The 18,672-nt window shown below is 49.7% G+C and carries 19 protein-coding genes and 1 pseudogene; 15 read left to right on the top strand and 5 right to left on the bottom strand.

What is annotated here, in order from left to right; all coding sequences use genetic code 11:
* Positions 1-307: 307 nt before the first annotated feature.
* Genes JET16_RS03260 through codA form a run of 3 tightly spaced genes read left to right on the top strand, consistent with a single transcriptional unit; the run spans position 308 to position 3,697 of the window.
* Positions 308-1,132, top strand: coding sequence for a creatininase family protein (locus tag JET16_RS03260; RefSeq protein ID WP_325176598.1), 825 nt, complete (start codon positions 308-310; stop codon positions 1,130-1,132).
* Positions 1,132-2,451 (top strand): FAD-binding oxidoreductase, encoded by a 1,320-nt coding sequence (locus JET16_RS03255; RefSeq protein ID WP_199614138.1) that lies wholly within the window; start codon positions 1,132-1,134, stop codon positions 2,449-2,451. Before JET16_RS03260 ends, JET16_RS03255 begins: the two co-directional genes overlap by 1 nt.
* 13 nt (positions 2,452-2,464) lie before the next feature.
* The gene (codA, locus tag JET16_RS03250; RefSeq protein WP_199614137.1) at positions 2,465-3,697 is read left to right on the top strand and encodes a cytosine deaminase; all 1,233 of its coding nucleotides are present in this window, start codon (positions 2,465-2,467) and stop codon (positions 3,695-3,697) included.
* Positions 3,698-3,745: 48 nt separating this feature from the next.
* On the opposite strand, the gene JET16_RS03245 is transcribed toward codA, so the two are convergent.
* Positions 3,746-4,198: a cupin domain-containing protein gene (locus tag JET16_RS03245; protein ID WP_199614136.1), complete on the bottom strand. Its 453-nt coding sequence runs from the start codon at positions 4,196-4,198 to the stop codon at positions 3,746-3,748.
* Positions 4,199-4,302: 104 nt separating this feature from the next.
* On the opposite strand from JET16_RS03245, the pseudogene JET16_RS03240 reads away from it, so the two are divergent.
* Positions 4,303-5,618: pseudogene (locus tag JET16_RS03240) on the top strand (deoxyguanosinetriphosphate triphosphohydrolase family protein).
* A 22-nt stretch (positions 5,619-5,640) separates the two neighbouring features.
* On the opposite strand, the gene JET16_RS03235 reads toward JET16_RS03240, so the two are convergent.
* The gene (locus tag JET16_RS03235; RefSeq protein WP_199614135.1) at positions 5,641-5,934 is read right to left on the bottom strand and encodes a hypothetical protein; all 294 of its coding nucleotides are present in this window, start codon (positions 5,932-5,934) and stop codon (positions 5,641-5,643) included.
* 139 nt (positions 5,935-6,073) lie between these two features.
* Here JET16_RS03235 and JET16_RS03230 point away from each other — a divergent pair, with 139 nt between their 5' ends.
* A complete protein-coding gene (locus JET16_RS03230) occupies positions 6,074-6,697 on the top strand; it encodes a class I SAM-dependent methyltransferase (RefSeq protein WP_199614134.1) in 624 nt (207 codons plus the stop codon).
* 126 nt (positions 6,698-6,823) lie between these two features.
* On the opposite strand, the gene JET16_RS03225 is transcribed toward JET16_RS03230, so the two are convergent.
* The gene (locus JET16_RS03225; protein ID WP_199614133.1) at positions 6,824-9,043 is read right to left on the bottom strand and encodes a type IA DNA topoisomerase; all 2,220 of its coding nucleotides are present in this window, start codon (positions 9,041-9,043) and stop codon (positions 6,824-6,826) included.
* Between the two features lie 254 nt (positions 9,044-9,297).
* On the opposite strand from JET16_RS03225, the gene JET16_RS03220 reads away from it, so the two are divergent.
* From JET16_RS03220 to tatA, 3 genes are read left to right on the top strand one after another with little or no spacing between them, the layout of a single operon-like run.
* Entirely contained in the window at positions 9,298-10,887 is a 1,590-nt protein-coding gene (locus tag JET16_RS03220) for a flavin monoamine oxidase family protein (protein ID WP_199614132.1), read from the top strand.
* Positions 10,888-10,908: 21 nt separating this feature from the next.
* Positions 10,909-11,484, top strand: a complete 576-nt coding sequence (locus JET16_RS03215) for a RidA family protein (protein ID WP_199614131.1) — start codon at positions 10,909-10,911, stop codon at positions 11,482-11,484.
* Between the two features lie 21 nt (positions 11,485-11,505).
* Positions 11,506-11,691, top strand: a complete 186-nt coding sequence (gene tatA / locus JET16_RS03210) for a twin-arginine translocase TatA/TatE family subunit (RefSeq protein WP_199614130.1) — start codon at positions 11,506-11,508, stop codon at positions 11,689-11,691.
* 51 nt (positions 11,692-11,742) lie between these two features.
* Here tatA and JET16_RS03205 read toward each other — a convergent pair whose 3' ends face one another.
* Positions 11,743-12,618: a LysR family transcriptional regulator gene (locus JET16_RS03205; RefSeq protein WP_199614129.1), complete on the bottom strand. Its 876-nt coding sequence runs from the start codon at positions 12,616-12,618 to the stop codon at positions 11,743-11,745.
* 132 nt (positions 12,619-12,750) lie between these two features.
* Between JET16_RS03205 and JET16_RS03200 the strand changes: the two genes are divergently transcribed.
* The 6 genes from JET16_RS03200 to JET16_RS03175 all read left to right on the top strand — a co-directional run bounded on the left by JET16_RS03200 (position 12,751) and on the right by JET16_RS03175 (position 16,779).
* The gene (locus JET16_RS03200; protein ID WP_199614128.1) at positions 12,751-13,080 is read left to right on the top strand and encodes an antibiotic biosynthesis monooxygenase family protein; all 330 of its coding nucleotides are present in this window, start codon (positions 12,751-12,753) and stop codon (positions 13,078-13,080) included.
* Between the two features lie 108 nt (positions 13,081-13,188).
* Positions 13,189-13,434, top strand: coding sequence for a helix-turn-helix domain-containing protein (locus JET16_RS03195; protein ID WP_199614127.1), 246 nt, complete (start codon positions 13,189-13,191; stop codon positions 13,432-13,434).
* A gap of 14 nt (positions 13,435-13,448) precedes the next feature.
* Entirely contained in the window at positions 13,449-13,967 is a 519-nt protein-coding gene (gene def / locus JET16_RS03190; protein ID WP_199614126.1) for a peptide deformylase, read from the top strand.
* Positions 13,968-14,022: 55 nt separating this feature from the next.
* Positions 14,023-14,901 carry an aldo/keto reductase gene (locus JET16_RS03185; protein ID WP_199614125.1) on the top strand — a complete coding sequence of 293 codons (879 nt, stop codon included), beginning with the start codon at positions 14,023-14,025 and terminating at the stop codon, positions 14,899-14,901.
* A gap of 83 nt (positions 14,902-14,984) precedes the next feature.
* A complete protein-coding gene (locus JET16_RS03180) occupies positions 14,985-16,004 on the top strand; it encodes a phosphotransferase (RefSeq protein ID WP_199614124.1) in 1,020 nt (339 codons plus the stop codon).
* Between the two features lie 25 nt (positions 16,005-16,029).
* Positions 16,030-16,779: a cyclase family protein gene (locus JET16_RS03175; protein WP_199614123.1), complete on the top strand. Its 750-nt coding sequence runs from the start codon at positions 16,030-16,032 to the stop codon at positions 16,777-16,779.
* A gap of 9 nt (positions 16,780-16,788) precedes the next feature.
* On the opposite strand, the gene JET16_RS03170 is transcribed toward JET16_RS03175, so the two are convergent.
* Positions 16,789-17,742: a DMT family transporter gene (locus JET16_RS03170; protein WP_199614122.1), complete on the bottom strand. Its 954-nt coding sequence runs from the start codon at positions 17,740-17,742 to the stop codon at positions 16,789-16,791.
* Positions 17,743-17,828: 86 nt separating this feature from the next.
* Between JET16_RS03170 and JET16_RS03165 the strand changes: the two genes are divergently transcribed.
* Positions 17,829-18,650: a phosphotransferase gene (locus JET16_RS03165; RefSeq protein WP_325176597.1), complete on the top strand. Its 822-nt coding sequence runs from the start codon at positions 17,829-17,831 to the stop codon at positions 18,648-18,650.
* Positions 18,651-18,672: the final 22 nt, after the last annotated feature.

Genomic DNA, 18,672 nt, shown 5'->3' with positions numbered 1-18,672 from the left:
ATTTTAACATAGGTCGCCCTCTACTTGATGACAAGGTGGGGGCTTTTTGATGCTTACATTGTTTCGCCAATGTACACGCGTTTCACTTCCCGCCAACTTATTTCGTAATGAAAAGTAACATGCATATAACAGGAAATATTCAACCAAAAACAATATGTGCAAAAAAGAACTGCTTCAGGTGCAATTTTAATGCAATAGTCACAAAAACCATTCACTTCCTTATATATACCTCCAAATTTATGTGAAAATTATTTACTCGAACCTAACATTAAAATAAAATGGTGTGTAAACGGAGGTGTCCCGGAACATGACCGCCATGGTGACTCGATATACGGGTAAAGCGTGGGACCGCCATTTTTTCCCGCGACTCAGCAAGCTGGAAGTGCAGCAAATTGCCAAAGACGATGCTCTCATCGTATTGCCGGTAGGCGCGGTAGAGCAGCATGGTCCTCACTTGCCTGTCTACACAGACACATTGATCGGCGAAGCTCTCTTAACGCAAGCTTTCGAACTGCTTCCGGACGATGCGAACATTTGGTTGCTGCCACCTCTATCCTATGGGAAAAGCACGGAGCACTTGGGACATCCCGGCACCATATCGTTATCCGCCGACACTCTCATGAAAGTTTTGAGCGATATCGGCAGCAGCCTGAAACTAAGCGGTTTTCGCAAACTGCTGCTCTTCAATACGCATGGTGGCAATACGGATCTGTTGAACATGATGGCAAGAGAAATCCGGATCGCCTGCGGACTCGATGTTTTTCGGCTTGATGCAGGCGCATTGGGCATAGGGGATTCTTTGATCGACGATATCGAGAGGAAAGCCGGAATTCATGCAGGGGAAGTAGAAACTTCACTCGTAATGGCTATACAACGATCGTGGGTGCACGACGAGCTTGCTCCTTGCGAGCTGCCGGACTTCCCGGCTGAAACTTCATGTTTGTCTTTTAAGAAAAAAGCTTTCGCGTGGGTGATGGACGATCTTTCTTCAACCGGCATTTCCGGTGACGCAACCAAAGCCTCCGAAGAGAAGGGCATGAAGATGCTTGTCGCCGCAGGCAATATAATCTCCGAAGCGCTAATGCAGATCGCTGCATTTGATATGAAAAGCTTGAAAAAGGAGAGAGTGTAATGGCGATCGGATGGGAGAAGGAGATGCGGGATGCGTTGGGCGATGAACGTTTGTTTCTCGATATAACTACCCGCGAGAAATTGTCGAAAGATTATTTCTGGTACTCGCCGGTTCTGGATAGACAGCTAAAAGATAAAATAGCGGACGGTATCGTCGTGCCTGCAGATGAGGACGACGTCGAGTTTACTCTTTCATTCGCACACCGGCACCGCGTTCCGGTAACGGTTCGCGGGTCGGGTACGGGGAACTACGGTCAAGCGGTGCCGCTTCAAGGCGGTCTCGTGATGGATGTAAGCCGCATGGACCGGATTCTTGAATTGGGTGACGGATTCGCCCGAGTGCAGTGCGGAGTTCGTCTCGGCGTACTGGAAAAGAAGGCTAGAGAACAAGGACAAGAGCTCCGCATTTACCCAAGCACGTTCATGAAGGCGACGGTCGGCGGATTCGTATGCGGCGGTTCCGGCGGGATCGGTTCGATTACCTGGGGAAATTTGTGGGACGGCAACGTACTCGAGGCTGTCATATACACGATGGAGGAGAAACCCCGAAGGTTGGTTGTACGGGGACCGGAGCTGTTCAATTACATTCATAATTACGGAACGACGGGAATCGTTACTGAGCTGACGATACCGCTTGCGCCGCGGCAAGAATGGATGCAGACGATCGTTCATTTTGACGGCTTCGAACAAGCGTTATTATTCTCCGAATCACTGGCCAAAGACGATTCCGTACGCAAAAGACTTGTCTGTTCGGTCGAATGGCCGATTCCTTCGTACTTCAAGCCGCTGGCGAAAGTGCTCGAAACCGGCGCCGCCGCCGTTCTTCTGGAAACCGTAGATGGTACGCTTGGTGCGATAACCGCTTTGGCTGCAGCATTCCAAGGAAGAGTCGGCCACGTCATCCCGGCTGTCAGCTACCGCAAAGCGATCGGACTTTCGGATTTTTCTTGGAATCATACGACGCTGTGGGGTTTGAGCACGGATCCGGAAATCACATATTTGCAGGCCGGATTTTCGCCGGAGTCGTATTTGGAGCAGGTTCGCAGCATTAAAGCGAAGTTCGGGAATGAAGTGCTGCTTCATTTCGAATGGGTGCGAAGCGGCGGCAAGATTACTCCCTCATCGCTTCCCATCGTCAAGTACACGACAGAAGATCGTTTGTATGAAATCATTTCCTATTTCGAATCGGCCGGCGTGAAGATCTACGACCCGCATACGTGGGTCCTCGATAACGGAGGGCGGGGCGAAGTCGGCGCAATGCAAAGAAAGAAACGGGAAAACGATCCGCGAGGATTATTAAACCCAGGGAAAATACACTAAGAAGTTTGATTTATTGTTCAGGAACGTTCGGCTTCCGGACCGAGAACATCCCGTCGATATCGGTATAAGGGACGGAGTGTTTGCGAAAATCGGCGATTTGCGCACAGTGGTATCCGCAAAGGAGATAGATGCGGAAGGCGCGCTCATGCTGCCGCCGTTCGTGGAGTCGCACATTCACCTGGATACGGTGCTTACGGCGGGGGAACCGGAGCGGAACCGGAGCGGCACGCTGTTCGAAGGAATCCGGATTTGGCAGCAACGAAAGGTGCGGCTAACCCGAGAAGATGTGATCAGCCGCGCAATGCAGGTTATCCGCAGTCAGATCTCGCAAGGCATCTTATATGTGAGGACGCATGCCGATATTTCCGATCCGAATCTTACGGCGTTGAAAGCGCTGCTGGAATTACGGGAACGATTGGCGCCTTACATGAAGCTGCAGGTGATCGCGTTTCCGCAGGACGGCATTTACTCTTGTCCGGACAATCAGCGGCGCCTTGAGAAGGCGCTGGAATTGGGAGCGGACGGTGTCGGCGCAATCCCTCATTGCGAGTATACCCGGGAGGACGGCGTCGCATCGCTTCAGTTCGCCTTTGCGCTGGCGGAACGGCACGGGCGGATGGTGCACGTATTTTGCGATGAAACCGATGACGGGCATTCAAGGTTTCTTGAAGTAACGGCCGAGTTGGCGATTAAATCCGGTCTCGGAGAGAAAGTCGCCGCAAGCCACGCATGCGCGTCTTCTTATTATAACGAGGCGTACTTTCAAAAGCTGCTTTGCTTGACCGCCCGTTCCAATATCAACATTGTCGCATGCCCTCTCGTCAACGCAGCGATGCAGGGGAGGTTCGATCCTTATCCGAAGGGGAGAGGGATCGCGAGAATCAAAGACTTCTGGCAGGCGGGAGTTAATACGAGCGTCGCGCACGACGATATGATGACGCCGTTCTATCCGCTGGGTACCGGAAGTATGCTGCAGGCCGCACATATGGCCGTACATCTGGCGCATATGACCGGGACGGAAGAGATGGAAGAGGCGATTCGCATGATCACCTCGCGCGCCGCAAAGATACTGCAAATTCAAGATGAATACGGCATTCAAGAGGGGAATCCGGCGAGCTTCGTCATTATGCCGGTGAAAAATACCATCGATCTGCTTCGATTGCAGCCCGTCTGCCGTTATGTGGTCAGCCATGGCGCCATCATCGCGGAAACGCATCCGGCCAATACATTCATTCATCTGGAATAAAGCAAAAAACCCGTCCTTAAACTCAAACGGCCGGGTTTTTGCATATCGTTATTCGCGAATCATCGTAAAGTCGTCGAAGTGAAAGCCCGGCGCCACGATGCAGGAAACAAGAACAGGCTCATCGCCCATCGGACTCGCCATTTGCCAGATCGAGGCGGGCACAAGCGCTTGAGGTCGTTGTCCCTTGGATAAATCCATTCCGAGAACAATCTCCTCCGATTGTTTAGGTTCCGCACCTTTCCCACCTAACGTCAGCAGCAGCGGACTGCCGGAATGCCACAGCCAAAGCTCGTCGGAAAGCACCGCGTGCCACTTGGAAACTTCCCCCGGGTGCAGCAGGAAATATACCGAGGTAGCTGCGGCTCTCGGACCGGAGTACTTCGATCCCAACACCGGCTGTGGAATTTCTATCGATGTACGCCATACCTCCCTGTACCAGCCGCCTTCAATATGAGGCTTCAGATCCAATAGATCGACTAAAGGGGAAAGCTGTTTTTCCATACGATTTCTCTCCTTGTACTCTCTCTAAATTAAGACGTTTATTATTATACATGCTAAAATGTCATAAAGTATAATTATCAACATGCGAACGCGGGGGACACCATATGAACATACGAAAGCTTCGGCTGTTTGATACGGAAAACACATTATCGAGCGAAGACAGGGACGAATATGAGAAAGATTACGCGCGATTGATTCAGTCGCCGGCATTCAGGCGGCTGCAGGGCAAATCCCAAGTGTTCGGCGCGGGTTCCGGCGACTACTACCGCACCCGTCTGACCCACTCGTTGGAGGTATCGCAAATTGCGCGAGAAGTCGCCCGGCGGCTTGGAAAGACGTATCCATTTCTCGCCCAAAAATTGCATCCCGGATTAATGCTGCAGCCTGAAGTGGTCGAATGCGCGGCGATCGCACATGATTTGGGGCACCCTCCGTTCGGCCATAAAGGCGAGGAGGTGCTCAATCACTTATTGATGCAGGAGCATGGCATGCCGTACGAAGGCAATGCGCAAAACTTCCGGATCCTTATGTTCTTGGAGAAGAGAGCCGGCAGCGACCGCGGATTGGATCTAACCGCCGCCGTGCTGCTCGCGATCAATAAATACCCGTATTGTCTCGATGAGCCGGACGGATTAAAGGCGTATATTCTATGGAATGGCACGGCATCAAACATTTGCGCGACACTTGGAACATGCCTGCCGGCTGCGCGACTCTTGAGGCGCAATTGATGGATCTATGCGACGATATCGCTTATTCCACCCATGACATCGAAGACGGCATCAGAGCGGGTAAAATCCAGATGAATCAAAGCTTCTTCGAAGACGAGCGGCTCGTGAACAATGTCATCCAGGAAATCGTGGATGACCACGGCAAAGTAGACGTCGGCTGGGAAGAAATCGATTTAAAAGCGCTCGTTAAACAAGTGTTGAGCAACTACTTGCTGCAGTGGGAAGCGATATTCGCCCAATGCGGCCGGGAAGCTTCACGCGCGCGGCGCGAAATGAAAGCGCGTTGGGTCAGTAAATTCGCGAACCAGGTTGGAATTATCGACGATTCGAAGGCGGACTGGAAACGCGTGACGTTCGTTCGCGACGGAGAGCAAGACGTAGACCTTCTGCGTACGATGGAAATCTTAAAGAAGCTGGCATGGGTAACGATGATCAAGGATTTTCGGGTACAGCGGCTGCAAAAACGGAGCGAGATTATCGTACGGCGGCTTTGGGACAGCTTTAAAGAGTATGACACAGGCCGTCTGATACTTCCTCCGGACTGGATTGAGAGTTACCAGCAGCATAAAGGGAAGTGGAGCTGGGAACGGCTTGTGGCGGATTATATTGCGGGCATGACGGACTCCTATGCGGAGAAGGTATACGCAGAATTATTCGCCAGCCGGACCGGCTCCATCTACGAGAGAGATTGAAAGTGGTCTCTCCGCGCCATTTTCAAATCAATTTAATGACATGAACGATCTTCGGATCGGGATACACCTTGATCAAGTGATGATCGGGATCGTATTCGACTTTCCCGGAACCGATGGCTAGCCTCGGACTGCTTCCCAATCCGTAAAAAATATCGTCCGCCAAAGTTCGGATGCATTCCGTGCGTTCATTCCCGTCCAGTGAATCCCAATCGACACGGCTCATTTCGAAGCATTCGTGGCAATCGGCGATGGAGCCGATGGAATAGACCATATCGTTGATAATATCTTTGTATTCTCTATTAAATTTTACGCCCACGGTTTACACGCCCTTTGTTCAACATGTGATGCTACTTATCATATCACAATTATTCCCTAAAACCGGTTGTGTGCAACCGTATAGGTGCGGATTTGGACGCAACAGCCGAAAAGTGTATGATGGATAAAACGAATGAAGCATGGTGAAGCGGTTGCTTGAATGGACGGGAGAAAGAATTATTCCGAAGCTGATGAAGCCGGCCAACGGAATGCTGTTGGAGCACTTGGCGAGATATTATTTTGCCACACCTTACGTTAACGGCAGAGTATTGGATATCGCATGCGGTACAGGGTACGGTTCACATATGGTGGCGAAAGAACGCAAACGCGAAGTGACGGAAATTGTCGCCGTCGACATTGACGAAGAAACGATTCAATACGCAAACCGGGAATACAATCATCAAAAGGTGACATACGTGCAAGGAGATGCGGTGGACGCCCGTCTGCCGGACAAACTCGGGACGTTCGATACGATCCTTAGCTTTGAAACGATCGAGCATGTGGCGGATGAGCAGACGTTCATGAACAATGTGTACAGGATGCTGCGGCCGGGCGGTGCTCTTGTGCTGTCCAGCCCGTTCGGCAGAGGCCGGGGGATGCCGACGAGCGAACCTTACCATTATTATCAAATGACTCCGGAAGAGTTCGAGGGACTGTTTGACCGGTTCGCTGATGTAGACATCTACTATCAAAGAGGCGTGACTTTCGAGAAGCCGCGGGAAGGAGTCCGTTATTTCATCGGAGTAGCCGTATGCAAGAAATGAAGCGGGAATTTTCAGAGTATTCGATTATTTCCCGAGCAAGCGCAGGAATCGACTTCAATCGCGGTAAGACGACATGAGCTTGCAAATTCAGCGAAACATTATTACAGAAAACCGGCGTTCCGGAGCTTACATTTCAAGCTCCAGGCCGCCGGTTTTCGTATCCTTCAATATGATTCTCGCATCGAAGGATGTGCCGTCATTGCGTTTAAACTTTAGTTTATTCGTCTTTCCTTTTTCAATTAACGATTTAATCATGGTATCTGTCAGCGACTTTCCAAAGCTTGTTTTCCAGATGACGAACGTGCAGCCTTCTTTATATTTGCTGCAGCCGTAGCCTTTGCGCCCCATAAAGATATGCCCGCCGCAGCTTTCGCGGGGACAAGAGGCAATCGTATTGTCGCCGTCCGGCTTGCCGGAAGAAGCGGTACGGCTGCTCGTGTTCGTGGAATGGCGTTTGCTCTTCACGGATGGGGAAGAAGAGACGCTGCCGTTGTCAAATGCGGACCTGTCTACCCTCTGTTGGGCGCGGACTTTATCCACGATCACTGCGGCGAATTGCTTCACTTTATTCATAAACGACTGATCGTCGGCCAAGCCTTTCGAAATTTCGTTCAGACGCCGCTCCCAATGCCCGGTCATTTCCGGTGAAGTCAACAATTCGACGCCCGCTCCGCGAATGACTTCTATTGCCGTGCGGCCCTTTTGAGTAATTACGATTCTCTTGCCCTGCATACTGATATATTCGACATGCTTTAACCGCTCGATGGTCGCCGCGCGTGTCGCGGGCGTGCCCAGACCGGAGTCTTTCATCGCATCGCGCAATTCTTCATCTTCGATCGATTTGCCCGCGCTTTCCATCGCTTTGAGCAATGTGCCCTCGGTATAGTGCTTCGGAGGATTCGTTTCCTTCTCCTTCACCTCGGACTTCTCGCATATTACGCCTTGTTGAGCGTCGAGCAGGAAGGGGTTGTCCGTTTCTTCTTCCTCTTCCTGATCTTCGTTCTTTTTCCCTTTATCTTTATCCTTCTCTTTCGCTTGATCGGCGTATACGGTCTTCCAACCGAGCCGGAGCAGTTCTTTGACTGTCGTCTTGAACGTCTCTTGAGCGACTTCGGTAAATACCGTGTGCAGTTTGTACTCGGCGGCGGGATAATAGTGTGCAAGAAAGCGTCTCACAATCAAGTCGTAAATTTTTTGCTCGTCCGGAGTAAGGGTTCCGGGTTTTTTATAGGTCGGCAATATCGCGTGGTGGTCTTCCACCTTGCTTGGGTTGCATACGTTAAAGTTTTTGATATGTACCAATTGTTTGGATGCGCCTTGTACGAGCCGGTCGTACGATGTTCCTCTAAGAGAGTCCAATGCCCGATGCATCTCCGGAATGTTTTGTTCGGTCACATAATTGGAGTTCGTACGCGGATAGGTGATCACTTTGTGTTTTTCATACAATGATTGCGCTATGTCCAGCGTTTTCTTGGCGGGATATCCGTACTTTGCGTTCGCTTCCCGCTGCAATAGCGTCAAATCGAACAGTTTATAAGGGTATTCCTTCGTTTCCTTAATTTCATAGCTCGCGATCCGGCCCGGTTGTCCGGATGTTTTGGCGACGATTGCGTCCGCCAGCTTGCGGTCATCGATGCGCGCGCCTTGCTGCCCTTGCCATACGCCCTTGTACCTGACTTCGCCCTGTGTAAAATATCCGTTCACTTCATAATAGGTAAGGGAGGTGAACGATTCGATTTGGATTTGCCGGTCGTAAATTAAAGCGAGCACCGGCGTCTGCACGCGGCCTATCGACAGAAGCACGTTATGCTTGGTGGTAAACGCTCTGGAACCGTTCATCCCGATCAACCAATCGGCTTCGCTGCGCGCTTTGGCGGCTTTCGTCAAATTTTCGTATTCCGAGCCGTCCTTCAAGTTGGAGAAGCCGCTGCGGATCGTCTCGGGAGTCAAATCCGAAATCCAGAGTCTTTGAACGGGCTGCGGGAGCTTGAGGTACCGTTGGATCAACGAGAAAATATATTGGCCTTCCCGTCCGGCGTCGCAAGCGTTCACCAGCTTGTCGCATCGCTTGGCCAATTCGGAAATCACTTTGAGCTGATCTTTCGTCTTGTAATTCGGGATCAGCTTGAACTGTTCGGGGATGATCGGCAAATCGTTAATGTTCCACTTTTTATACTTATCGTCGTATTTGTCGGGTTCGGCAAGTCCGATCAGGTGGCCGATCGCCCAAGTGATAATATACCGCTCGCCTTCCAGATGCGTCCGTTTGTTGACGGCTTTCGGCTCGATGGCTGCGGCGATGTTTCTGCCCATGTCGGGCTTTTCTGCGATTACCAATGTTTTCATAGATACCTCGAGTCCCTAATCTTCAAATATTATTATATATGAAATCCGGTTTTTGTTCATCCTTCCTATCCGTTATGTCCGGCAATCTATGATTTCGTGTCTAGTATATGTCATACAATATTACATTAAGAGACTATTATAAAAGAAAAATAATTAATAATGTCATATTTATTGACGCAAATCGTGACATGAGAAAACCTCCTCTGCTATTTTTTGTCGTAGAGTCACTTTATACAGCAGAGGAGGATGACGTTATGGACAAGCCGGGGAAAGATATGACTCGGAGGGAATTTCTAGGCGTGCTAGGCAAGGTTGGCGGTGCTGCCGCCATGTTCAGCGTCATGGGGACGCTCGGACTTCTGTCGCCGGAAACATTGAAGGCGGCGGACTACGATCCGCCGAAGAGGGGTGAAGCGGCCGGCCGCAACGGCAAACGGATCGTAATACTCGGTGCGGGCCTGGCCGGTATGACCGCTGCCTATGAGCTCGGCAAAGCGGGCTACGATTGTGTCATCTTGGAAGCGCGCGACCGTGCGGGCGGCCGTAACTGGAGCATACGCCGAGGCGATGCGGTAACGGAGACAGGAGGCGTTAAACAAGTGGCTCGTTTCGATGACGGGCTGTATTTCAATCCCGGACCCGCCCGCATTCCGCAGTTTCATGTCACGTTGGAATATTGCAGGGAGTTCGGCGTTCAGCTTGAAGCGTTCCATAACGTAAACGAACACGCCTATTATTACAACGAGAACGTAGGAGAGTTGTCCTCGAAGAAAATACGCAAGCGTGCCGCTAAAGCGGATGTCCGCGGCTACGTCGCGGAAATGCTGGCTAAAGCCGTCGATCAGAACAAACTGGATTTGCCGGTTACCCCGGAAGAAAAGATGATGCTTGTCGAGTACTTAAGGGCGGAAGGCGATCTGAACCCGGATTTGTTCTATAAGGGTTCCTATCGCGGCGGGTATACGGAAGAACCGGGCGGCGGACTCACCGCGGGTGTAATACGGGATCCGTTCTCGCTGAGCGCTATTTTGCAAAGCGGCTTCGGCAAGTATTTCAGCTCGGAATATTCGTATCACCAGCAGATGATGATGTTCCAGCCTGTCGGAGGTATGGATATGATCGGCAAAGCATTCGAGAAGAGGGTTGGAAAATATATTCAATACCGTACGGTAGTTAAGGAAATTCGACAAGACGCAAACGGTGTGCGGGTCGGCTACACGGATCGCTTCGGCGAGTTCAAGGAAGTGACCGGCGACTATTGTATCTGTACGATTCCGCTGCCTGTGCTGAAGGACATTCCTGCCGATTTTTCCCCGCAGATGAAAACGGCGATATCAAGCGTTCATTACGCGGAAACCGGCAAAATCGGACTGCAGTTCCGCAGGCGTTTCTGGGAAGAGGATGAGCAAATATACGGAGGCACCACAACGACCAATATGGATATCACGCAGATTTGGTATCCGTCCGGCGGATTCTTCTCCAAGAAAGGTGTCGTTGTCGGTTACTACAACTTCGGTCCGAAAGCGAAGAAGATCGGAGAGATGAGCGTGGCCGGCCGGGAAGAGCAAGCCTTAATGCAGGGCGCCAAAATCCACGATCAATTTTACAAGGATTTTGAGACATCCTTCTCGATTTATTGGCCGAAAGTACCCTACAATTTGGGCGGATGGGGCGAATATAGCGAGGACGACAGGAAAAAGTATTATCCGACTCTGTGCGAGCCGGACGGGCGCGTATATTTGTCGGGCGAGCATATCAGCTACTTGCCGGGATGGATGGCGGGAGCGATCGAATCGGCACGGCTGGCAGTCACGGCGATTCATAAGAGGGTAATGCAGAGTTGAACATGAGAGGGGAATAACGTAATGGAAGCTACCAAGAACTTGAATAGAACCGGAATAAAAAAGCTGGCGGCGGTGACCGCCGTCATTGGTTTATCCGTAATGATCGGATGGAGCGCGGTTTCCGCTTTGCCGGACACCCCGAACAAATATCCGGACGAACCGATTCACGAATCGGAATTTTACGGCAGCCCGACTTCAGCTATTTCTAGCGGAGTGTCGGTGCCGGCGGGCAGTTCCTACCTGTTTACGAGCGGGACGGTTCCTCCTCTGCTGAATAAGGACGGCAAAACGATTTACGAACGGTATGGCGACACGAAGACGCAGGGAATCGGTGTTTTGACGGAAATCAAGAAGCAGTTGAATGCGAAAGGGCTGTCGATGGAGGATGTAATATATCTTCGCGTTTACTTGGTGGCGGATGCGGCGAAGGAAGGGAAGATCGATTATCAAGGCTGGTTTGATGCGTACGGCCAGTTTTTCAATACGGAGGATAATCCGGTCAAGCCGGCGCGTTCCACGGTCGGCGTTGCAGGGCTTGTCAACTCGGATTGGCTTATCGAAATCGAGGCGGTCGCCGTATATCCCAAGAAGAAATAAGGAAGAAAGGAGTTGTGACATATGCTGCAAAGTATCGGCGTTCCCGGTCTAATTATGATCGTTATCATTATTTTGATTTTGTTCGGCCCTTCCAAGCTCCCGGAGCTGGGACGAGCGGTCGGCCGGACGCTCAGCGAGTTCAAAAGCTCGGCGCGCGAACTGGTTGCCGAGCCAAAGGAGGAACCGGAGCAGGGAGTCAAGAGTTAAATATATTGAAGGAATACCGCGCTTCCCGCACGTTGTTGGGGAGCGCGGTTTTCAAGTTAGCCGATCCACCCATGCAGTGATGAATTGAACCATTTTTTTGGTTGCCGGGGAAGCATTTTTAAATGAAACGGAAGCAATGCCGATAGTGCGAAAATATCCCCCTTCCAATGGACGGACACACAGGTTATATGGCGTCCCAGACAAAATCATTTCCGGGAGAATGCTTACACCCAATCCGTTCTGAACCATGGACATAATCGCATGATCATCTTCCAGTTCGTATTTGACTTTCGGCGAGAGTTTATTCTCCGACAAAATTCGCCGTACGTCCGTGTCACAACCCGAGATCGGCATAATGAACGGCTCGTCAATGATATGTTCCAGACGAATCGTTGATTGCCCGCGGAGAACGTGATCCGGGGGAAGGATGCAGAGCATTCTATCCTGTTTCAGTGAAACCTTTTCTAATGCATTATGAGTAGGCAAATTTACGAAACCGAAATCAATTGCCCCGGTTGCTATCCAATTTTCAATTTCCTGATAGTTGCCGTCTAGTAATTTTACTTCAATAAAAGGGAACGCAACATTAAATTGTTTCAATATAGCCGGTAACCAGTGAATGGAAATACTTGTGAAAACCCCTATCTTCACGGTGCCGATTTCCAAACCTTTGATTAAAGAAACTTCTTGATAAAGCCTATCGTTGATTTGTTTGATTTCTTTGAAATAATGGATTAAACGTTCTCCAATGCTGGTTAATTGAATGCCTGAGCGGTTCCTTATGAGAAGCGTGAGCCCGATGTCCTGCTCCAATCCGGAAATCGCATGACTGACGGCCGATTGTGTGAGATTTAACATTTCTCCGGCCTTTGTCAAACTTCCCATCTCTACTACTTTAACAAAAATCTCGTATTTATTGAGTTTCATAGATGCCGCTCCTCAATTTACATGAATCATTTTCATTCATGATATCACAAACATTCATTTTTGTTATTCAAAACTTATGCTTATAATCATATCAAGGTCGAAATTCGAATAATTTTAGGAGGTCAGAGGGTAATGAACGGTAATGATCATGGGGCGGCGGAGCCGTATTATGCAGTCATTTTCACGAGCCGCCGTTCTTCCGGGGACAACGGTTACAGCGAGATGGATCAAAAGATGGACGAACTTGTTGCGCATCAGCCGGGGTTTCTGGGAGTCGAGAGTGCGAGAAACGATTCGGGATTTGGCATTACCATTTCCTATTGGTCAAGTTTAGAAGCGATTAGACATTGGAAGAATAACGAAATGCACAAAATTGCGCAAGAGCAAGGAAAGCAAGTCTGGTACGACAATTACACAGTGAGGATTTGCAAGGTCGAAAGAGAATATTCGTTTAATGGATGAACCGCCTTGTCTGGTGGTTTTTCTTTCTTGAATAATTTTGGAAATAATGTTATGTTAGGCGGTGCCTAATATTTTTAGGTGGAGCCTAAAGCGTTGGAGGATTAACATATGCTGGTTTGGATGCTGCGAAAGATTATGGCGGATAGAGGAATTTGGACTGGAGCGGAGTTGGCCCGTTTGTTAAAGGAGGAGGCCGGATACGAATTGTCCGCCCCTTCTATTAGCGCTTTAATCAACGGCGAACCGAAACAGATGAAAGCGGAAACCTTGGATGCTTTGTGTACGGCTTTGGAATGCACACCAAGCGATCTATGGTCACACACGCCAACATACATGAAGACGTTGAACGCGTAGGAGGAAGCTAAGCTATGGCAGAAAGAGCAATTCTTCCTTTCGGCGATCCGATTTTAAGAAAGATTGCCAAGCCAGTAGATCAGGTCAGTCCAAAAATTCTAAAATTGCTCGATGATTTGGCGGACACCATCTATGCAGCGGAAGGCAGAGCGGGCTTGGCGGCTCCGCAAGTCGGAATACTGCGAAGGGTTATCGTGATGGATTGCGGAGAAGGGTTAATCGAGCTCATGAATCCTGAAATTGTGGAATCCAAGGGAGATCAGACTGGACCGGAGGCTTGCTTGTCGTTTCCCGGATATACAGGGATAGTTAGCCGGGCGAAATATGTTAAATTAACGAGCCTGAACCGCAGCGGAGAAACGGTTACTATAGAAGCCGAAGATTATACAGCCAGATGCATCCAACATGAGATCGATCACTTGAACGGCGTATTATTCGTTGACCGCATTCAGGATAACGGCTTATATCATGATCAAACCCGGCAAAGAATCAATCTGTTCGACGTTCTTCAAATGACCAAATTAAACAATTAGGGCTGATAATAAAGTATAATGAAAGCAAATCAGCTTCTAAGGAGGATGTGTCGGAATGTTAAATCGGAAATTAGGACGAATCGGTCATGAAAGCTCAGTGGTCATGTTCGGCGCGGCGAGTCTTGGAAGCGTTACGCAGCAAGAAGCCGACGAGTCAATTTCTTTTGCTCTTCGGCACGGCATTAATCATTTCGATACGGCAGCAGGTTATGGAGATGCGGAAATACGTATGGGTCCGATCATCAGCAAGGTGAGAAACGATATATTTCTCGCTACGAAAACCGGAGAACGGACAAAAGAAAAAGCGAAGGAAGAAATTTACCGCTCCCTGGAAAGAATGCGGGTAGATTCCGTCGATTTGCTCCAACTTCATGCCGTAGGAACGATCGACGAGCTTGATCAATGCACCCGCAAAGGCGGCTCATTGGAAGCTGCGATCGAGGCGAAGGAGGAAGGCATTGTAAAATCGATAGGAATTACCGGTCACGGGCATCAAGCTCCGGTAACGCATTTGGAGGCTCTTCGCCGGTATCCTTTTGAAACGGTATTATTACCTCTGAATTATTACATGTTCTCGCTTCCCGAATATCGCGAATCGTTCGACGCGTTAATGGAAGAAGCCGGCAAGCAGCAAGCCGCGGTCAGAGCGATTAAAGCGATCGCGAAGGGTCCATGGGCGGAAAACCAGCACCGTACATACGCAACTTGGTATGAACCGTTCGACCGGGAGGATATAATCGACGCTTGCGTGCATTTCGTGCTTTCTTTCCCGGGCTTGGCCGGTTTCGCCAGCGCGGGCGACATACACCTGTTCCCGAAAATCGTTGACGCCGTCGAAAGGTATGGAAGCATGAAAGATGAAGAGGCGGAGCGCATCTTAAGCTCCATTAGCGGTTATAGCACCATCTTCGGCGCACCGACTTCCATCGCGTAGTCTGCTGCATAGCTGTCGCATCCGAAGTGACGCCGAACAAGCGTCACTTTTTATCATTTATTTTGCTAAGAGGAGTCTTCTGAATGAAGTCTGACGCGGTAGCGATCGATCAACTGTTATCTTCATATTTCGAGCCGGGTTCGCAATGGAATGTTACGACCGGATCCAGCGGGGTAAACAATACAACTTTGTATGTAGAAGTGGAAGGTAACAAATACGTCTTGCGCATTTATGAAACTCATAAGGACGAGTCAAAGGTAATGATCGAGCACACCGTCTTGGCGGAGCTTTCCAAATATACAGCCCTGCCGTTTCAAGTGCCGCAGCCGGTTTCGACACGGAGCGGACAAACTGTTGTTCGGTTAAACGACGGATCGGATAAAATAGCAAGCTTGATGAGATACATACCCGGGGTTAATCCCGTGTTTGACCGTCCGGAAACCGTTTACTCGTTTGGCCAAAGCGCCGGTTCGTTATTGGTTGCTCTAAACAACGTCCGAATAGAGCAGCCCTTCATATATCAACCTTACTATAAGATTGAACAAACTCATCCGAACTGCCCGATGCATAAAGTGATCGAATGGTGCGAGCATGCTCCGAAACCGTTTCAGGATGTATCCCGCGAACTGCGGTGGATCGGAGATCAACTGAAGAAATTCAACCATTTCGGACCTCGTCTGACCGCACTGCCTCATCAAATCATTCACGGCGATTTGAACGAATCGAACGTATTGGCAGGATCCGATCACCGCATCTCGGCAATTCTCGACTTCGAGTTTGTTACCAGGGATCTTCGGGTGATGGAAGCGGCCGTTTGCATCTCGGATATGATGGTGAAGGAACCGAATGATTCGGTGTTCTGGGATAAATTGAAGCTGTTTATGGACGGATTCGCTTCGGCCGTAACGTTGAGCGATCCGGAGATTGAAGCTTTGCCGGTCTTGGTTCAACTTAGACGATTGGATGTGTTTGTACATTTCTTGGGTCGTTACTTTGACGGGATCGATGAAGCCGAATTTTTGAAAAAGCATATTAGTGATACGGCAGCGAGCAGGTACGGACCGCAGTTAGAAGAACGAAAATTAACCTCGTTAATCAATTGAAGTAGATGAGGGAGGGGCATCTAAAATGGAGATGCGGAACATTTCCGTTGATTCGTTAACTATATTAAATAATATTTTTCGAGCTTCAAAGATAATTGATTTATCGGTTTTATTGGAGAAGGGGATCCCAAGATGGCCGACTCATCCACCTCTAGCGATCGACGCGGCGGCAACGCATGAACACGACGGATACGCAAACCAATTGATTTCTATGGGCGAGCATACCGGGACTCATGCAGATGCGCCGTTTCACATTCATGGAGATTTAACGACATTAACAATTGAAAATGTTATGCCGGATGCATTGATCGGCAAGTGCACGGTCATTGATTTAAGCGATAGAGAGTGGAAACCGGGAGAAAGAGCGAGTCTTGCGGATATTCAAGCCGCATTGCGGAAGACCGAAACGGACATTGACGAAGGCGATATTGTATTGATCCGATTCGGTTGGATGCGTTATTGGACGACTTCGAAGGAGTGGGGTTACTACGCCGATAATCAACCAGGTTTCACGGAGGACGTAGCGGACTATTTGATAGACAAGAAAGCGAGAGCCGTCGGAACGGATACGGCGGCTGTCGGAACACCGGTAGTAGAAGGTGTTATTAGAGGAACCTGTTATTTCCATCAGAAAGTATTGCGCAAACAAATCTACTTGATAGAATGTCTGGACAATTTGCAGCTGCTGCCGCCCAAATGTTTCTTCATGGCATTGCCGTTAAAGATAGCCAATGGAACCGGTTCGCCGATCAGAGCGGTGGCGATTATCCCGTAGCAGCCGAATTTATTTGGTAACGACAGGCTTCGGCTTCGGTGCCTTTGCCTGTCCTTGATATTTACTGAGCGCAACGCCGCCGAAAACCAGCAATGCGCTTGCTACGCTCCATACTGTCGGCACAAGACCGAACCATACCCACTGAAACAATGCGGCGAATGCAGGCTGGGGATAGAGGCTGACGGCGGCCGCAATTCCTCCCGGTAGACGCTTGGCGCCGTAAGCGTTTAACGCATAACCTAACACACTGACGAACAGAACGACAAACAGAAGCTCAAACCAACCGCTGCCATTCAGATTGAAGATCGGAACCCAAACTCCTTGCAGTTCACCCTGTACTGCGGCGAGCAGCCATAAACAGATTGTTCCGATTACCGTTGTTCCGGTAAGCATTTCCTTCAGTGCCACGGTTTGCATCAATCGTCTCGTCAGCACTACATACCCGGCGAAGGCAAGCGCTCCGACGGCACATAAAGCGAAACCATAAAGCGTGCCTTGAAAAGACGATTCGCCTCGAATCAGCAGCGCGATACCGCCGAAAGAAACCGCAATTCCCGCCCAGCCCCATGCGTTGATGCGTTCCCGCAAAAAACCGAATGCCATTAATGCGGCAAGCAGGGGGGAAGTGTTCATGATGACAAGGCTTTCGATCGGTGTCAAAAACGGGAGCGATTGATAGAAGAACAGCGGATATATAACAACGATCAAAACACCCGCCAGCGCGAGTTGAACAAGCGTTCGCCAATCGTAAGAGAATATCCGTCTAATGCTTCCGGCCCAAATCAACGAGTAGCATATCGTGGTAAAAGTATAACGCCATACGGTGAGGGACAGCGGGTTCATGCGCGCTTCAAGCGATTTTCCCACGACTCCGTGAAGTCCCCAAATGAACGCCAACACTAGCAGAGCGATATATGCCCACAGCTCAGACCTGCGGTCTTCGAGCGATTTATTATGACTCATAGTTCCTTTTCCATCCTTCGATTGCAATTGGGATTCATTATATGGTCAAAATGTGCGCGAGTAAAGGGGTTATACAATCTAAAAAGGTGGTGGGTCATATCCAAAAAGGCGCGTTGATCGGCAAAGGGATGACAGCCGAAGTCTATGAGTGGCAAGAGAATAAAATATTAAAGCTTTATTACGATTGGTGCAAACCGGAAATGATTAGTCATGAAGCGGAAATTGCGAAAGCAGTCAAAGATGCGGGCGTTCCTGCGCCGGCTGTTTATGAAATCGTAGAGGAGTGCGGCCGGAATGGGATTGTATTCGATCGAATCAGAGGGTCCTCTATGTTGGCCATTATGCAAGCTTCACCATGGCGAGCCGCGTTCTTCGCGCGTACAATGGCCAAGCTCCACAGCAATATTCATTGCTGCAGCGGAGCGAAGCTTCCCCGTCAGAAAGTAACAATGGAACGGGCAATACGAGTTTCATTCGAGCTGCTCAAAGAGACAACGGAAACAATATGCAAGGTTCTTCACGATTTGCCTGATGGTTCCCGGATATGCCATGGCGATCTCCACCCGGATAATATCCTTATGACCGGATCCGAATCGATTGCGATTGACTGGACCAATGCTTGCACGGGCGATCCTGCGGGAGATGCGGCCAGAACCTGCTTGATGTTCCGGACGCCGTTTATCCCGCCGGGAACTTCCAAACTTATGGCTTTGCCGATCCGATTAATAAAGAACATACTACATACTAATTATTTGGAGGAGTATCGAAAGCTTACGAAGGTAAAGCTTGCCGAAATCGAAGCATGGATGCTGCCTGTCGCGGCCGCCAGGCTGCGGGAAAATGTCCCCGGCGAACGAGAGTGGCTCTTGGATCTTATTGATAGAAGACTCCTACAATTGGAACGGTAAATAAGAGAGGCCGCATTATCGG

It is taken from the genome of Paenibacillus alkalitolerans, assembly GCF_016482785.1.
GTDB lineage: Bacteria > Bacillota > Bacilli > Paenibacillales > YIM-B00363 > Paenibacillus_AE > Paenibacillus_AE alkalitolerans.
Note: the sequence above shows the minus strand (reverse complement) of the source record. Positions and strands in the feature narration are given on the sequence as shown.

Excerpts from the sequence above, each read along its gene's own strand:
- JET16_RS03260 (WP_325176598.1), top strand. The coding sequence starts at position 308 with ATGACCGCCATGGTGACTCGATATACGGGTAAAGCGTGGGACCGCCAT.
- JET16_RS03255 (WP_199614138.1), top strand. The coding sequence starts at position 1,132 with ATGGCGATCGGATGGGAGAAGGAGATGCGGGATGCGTTGGGCGATGAA.
- JET16_RS03245 (WP_199614136.1), bottom strand. The coding sequence starts at position 4,198 with ATGGAAAAACAGCTTTCCCCTTTAGTCGATCTATTGGATCTGAAGCCT.
- JET16_RS03230 (WP_199614134.1), top strand. The coding sequence starts at position 6,074 with ATGGTGAAGCGGTTGCTTGAATGGACGGGAGAAAGAATTATTCCGAAG.
- JET16_RS03225 (WP_199614133.1), bottom strand. The coding sequence starts at position 9,043 with ATGAAAACATTGGTAATCGCAGAAAAGCCCGACATGGGCAGAAACATC.
- JET16_RS03220 (WP_199614132.1), top strand. The coding sequence starts at position 9,298 with ATGGACAAGCCGGGGAAAGATATGACTCGGAGGGAATTTCTAGGCGTG.
- JET16_RS03215 (WP_199614131.1), top strand. The coding sequence starts at position 10,909 with ATGGAAGCTACCAAGAACTTGAATAGAACCGGAATAAAAAAGCTGGCG.
- tatA (WP_199614130.1), top strand. The coding sequence starts at position 11,506 with ATGCTGCAAAGTATCGGCGTTCCCGGTCTAATTATGATCGTTATCATT.
- JET16_RS03205 (WP_199614129.1), bottom strand. The coding sequence starts at position 12,618 with ATGAAACTCAATAAATACGAGATTTTTGTTAAAGTAGTAGAGATGGGA.
- JET16_RS03200 (WP_199614128.1), top strand. The coding sequence starts at position 12,751 with ATGAACGGTAATGATCATGGGGCGGCGGAGCCGTATTATGCAGTCATT.
- JET16_RS03195 (WP_199614127.1), top strand. The coding sequence starts at position 13,189 with ATGCTGGTTTGGATGCTGCGAAAGATTATGGCGGATAGAGGAATTTGG.
- def (WP_199614126.1), top strand. The coding sequence starts at position 13,449 with ATGGCAGAAAGAGCAATTCTTCCTTTCGGCGATCCGATTTTAAGAAAG.
- JET16_RS03185 (WP_199614125.1), top strand. The coding sequence starts at position 14,023 with ATGTTAAATCGGAAATTAGGACGAATCGGTCATGAAAGCTCAGTGGTC.
- JET16_RS03180 (WP_199614124.1), top strand. The coding sequence starts at position 14,985 with ATGAAGTCTGACGCGGTAGCGATCGATCAACTGTTATCTTCATATTTC.
- JET16_RS03175 (WP_199614123.1), top strand. The coding sequence starts at position 16,030 with ATGGAGATGCGGAACATTTCCGTTGATTCGTTAACTATATTAAATAAT.
- JET16_RS03170 (WP_199614122.1), bottom strand. The coding sequence starts at position 17,742 with ATGAGTCATAATAAATCGCTCGAAGACCGCAGGTCTGAGCTGTGGGCA.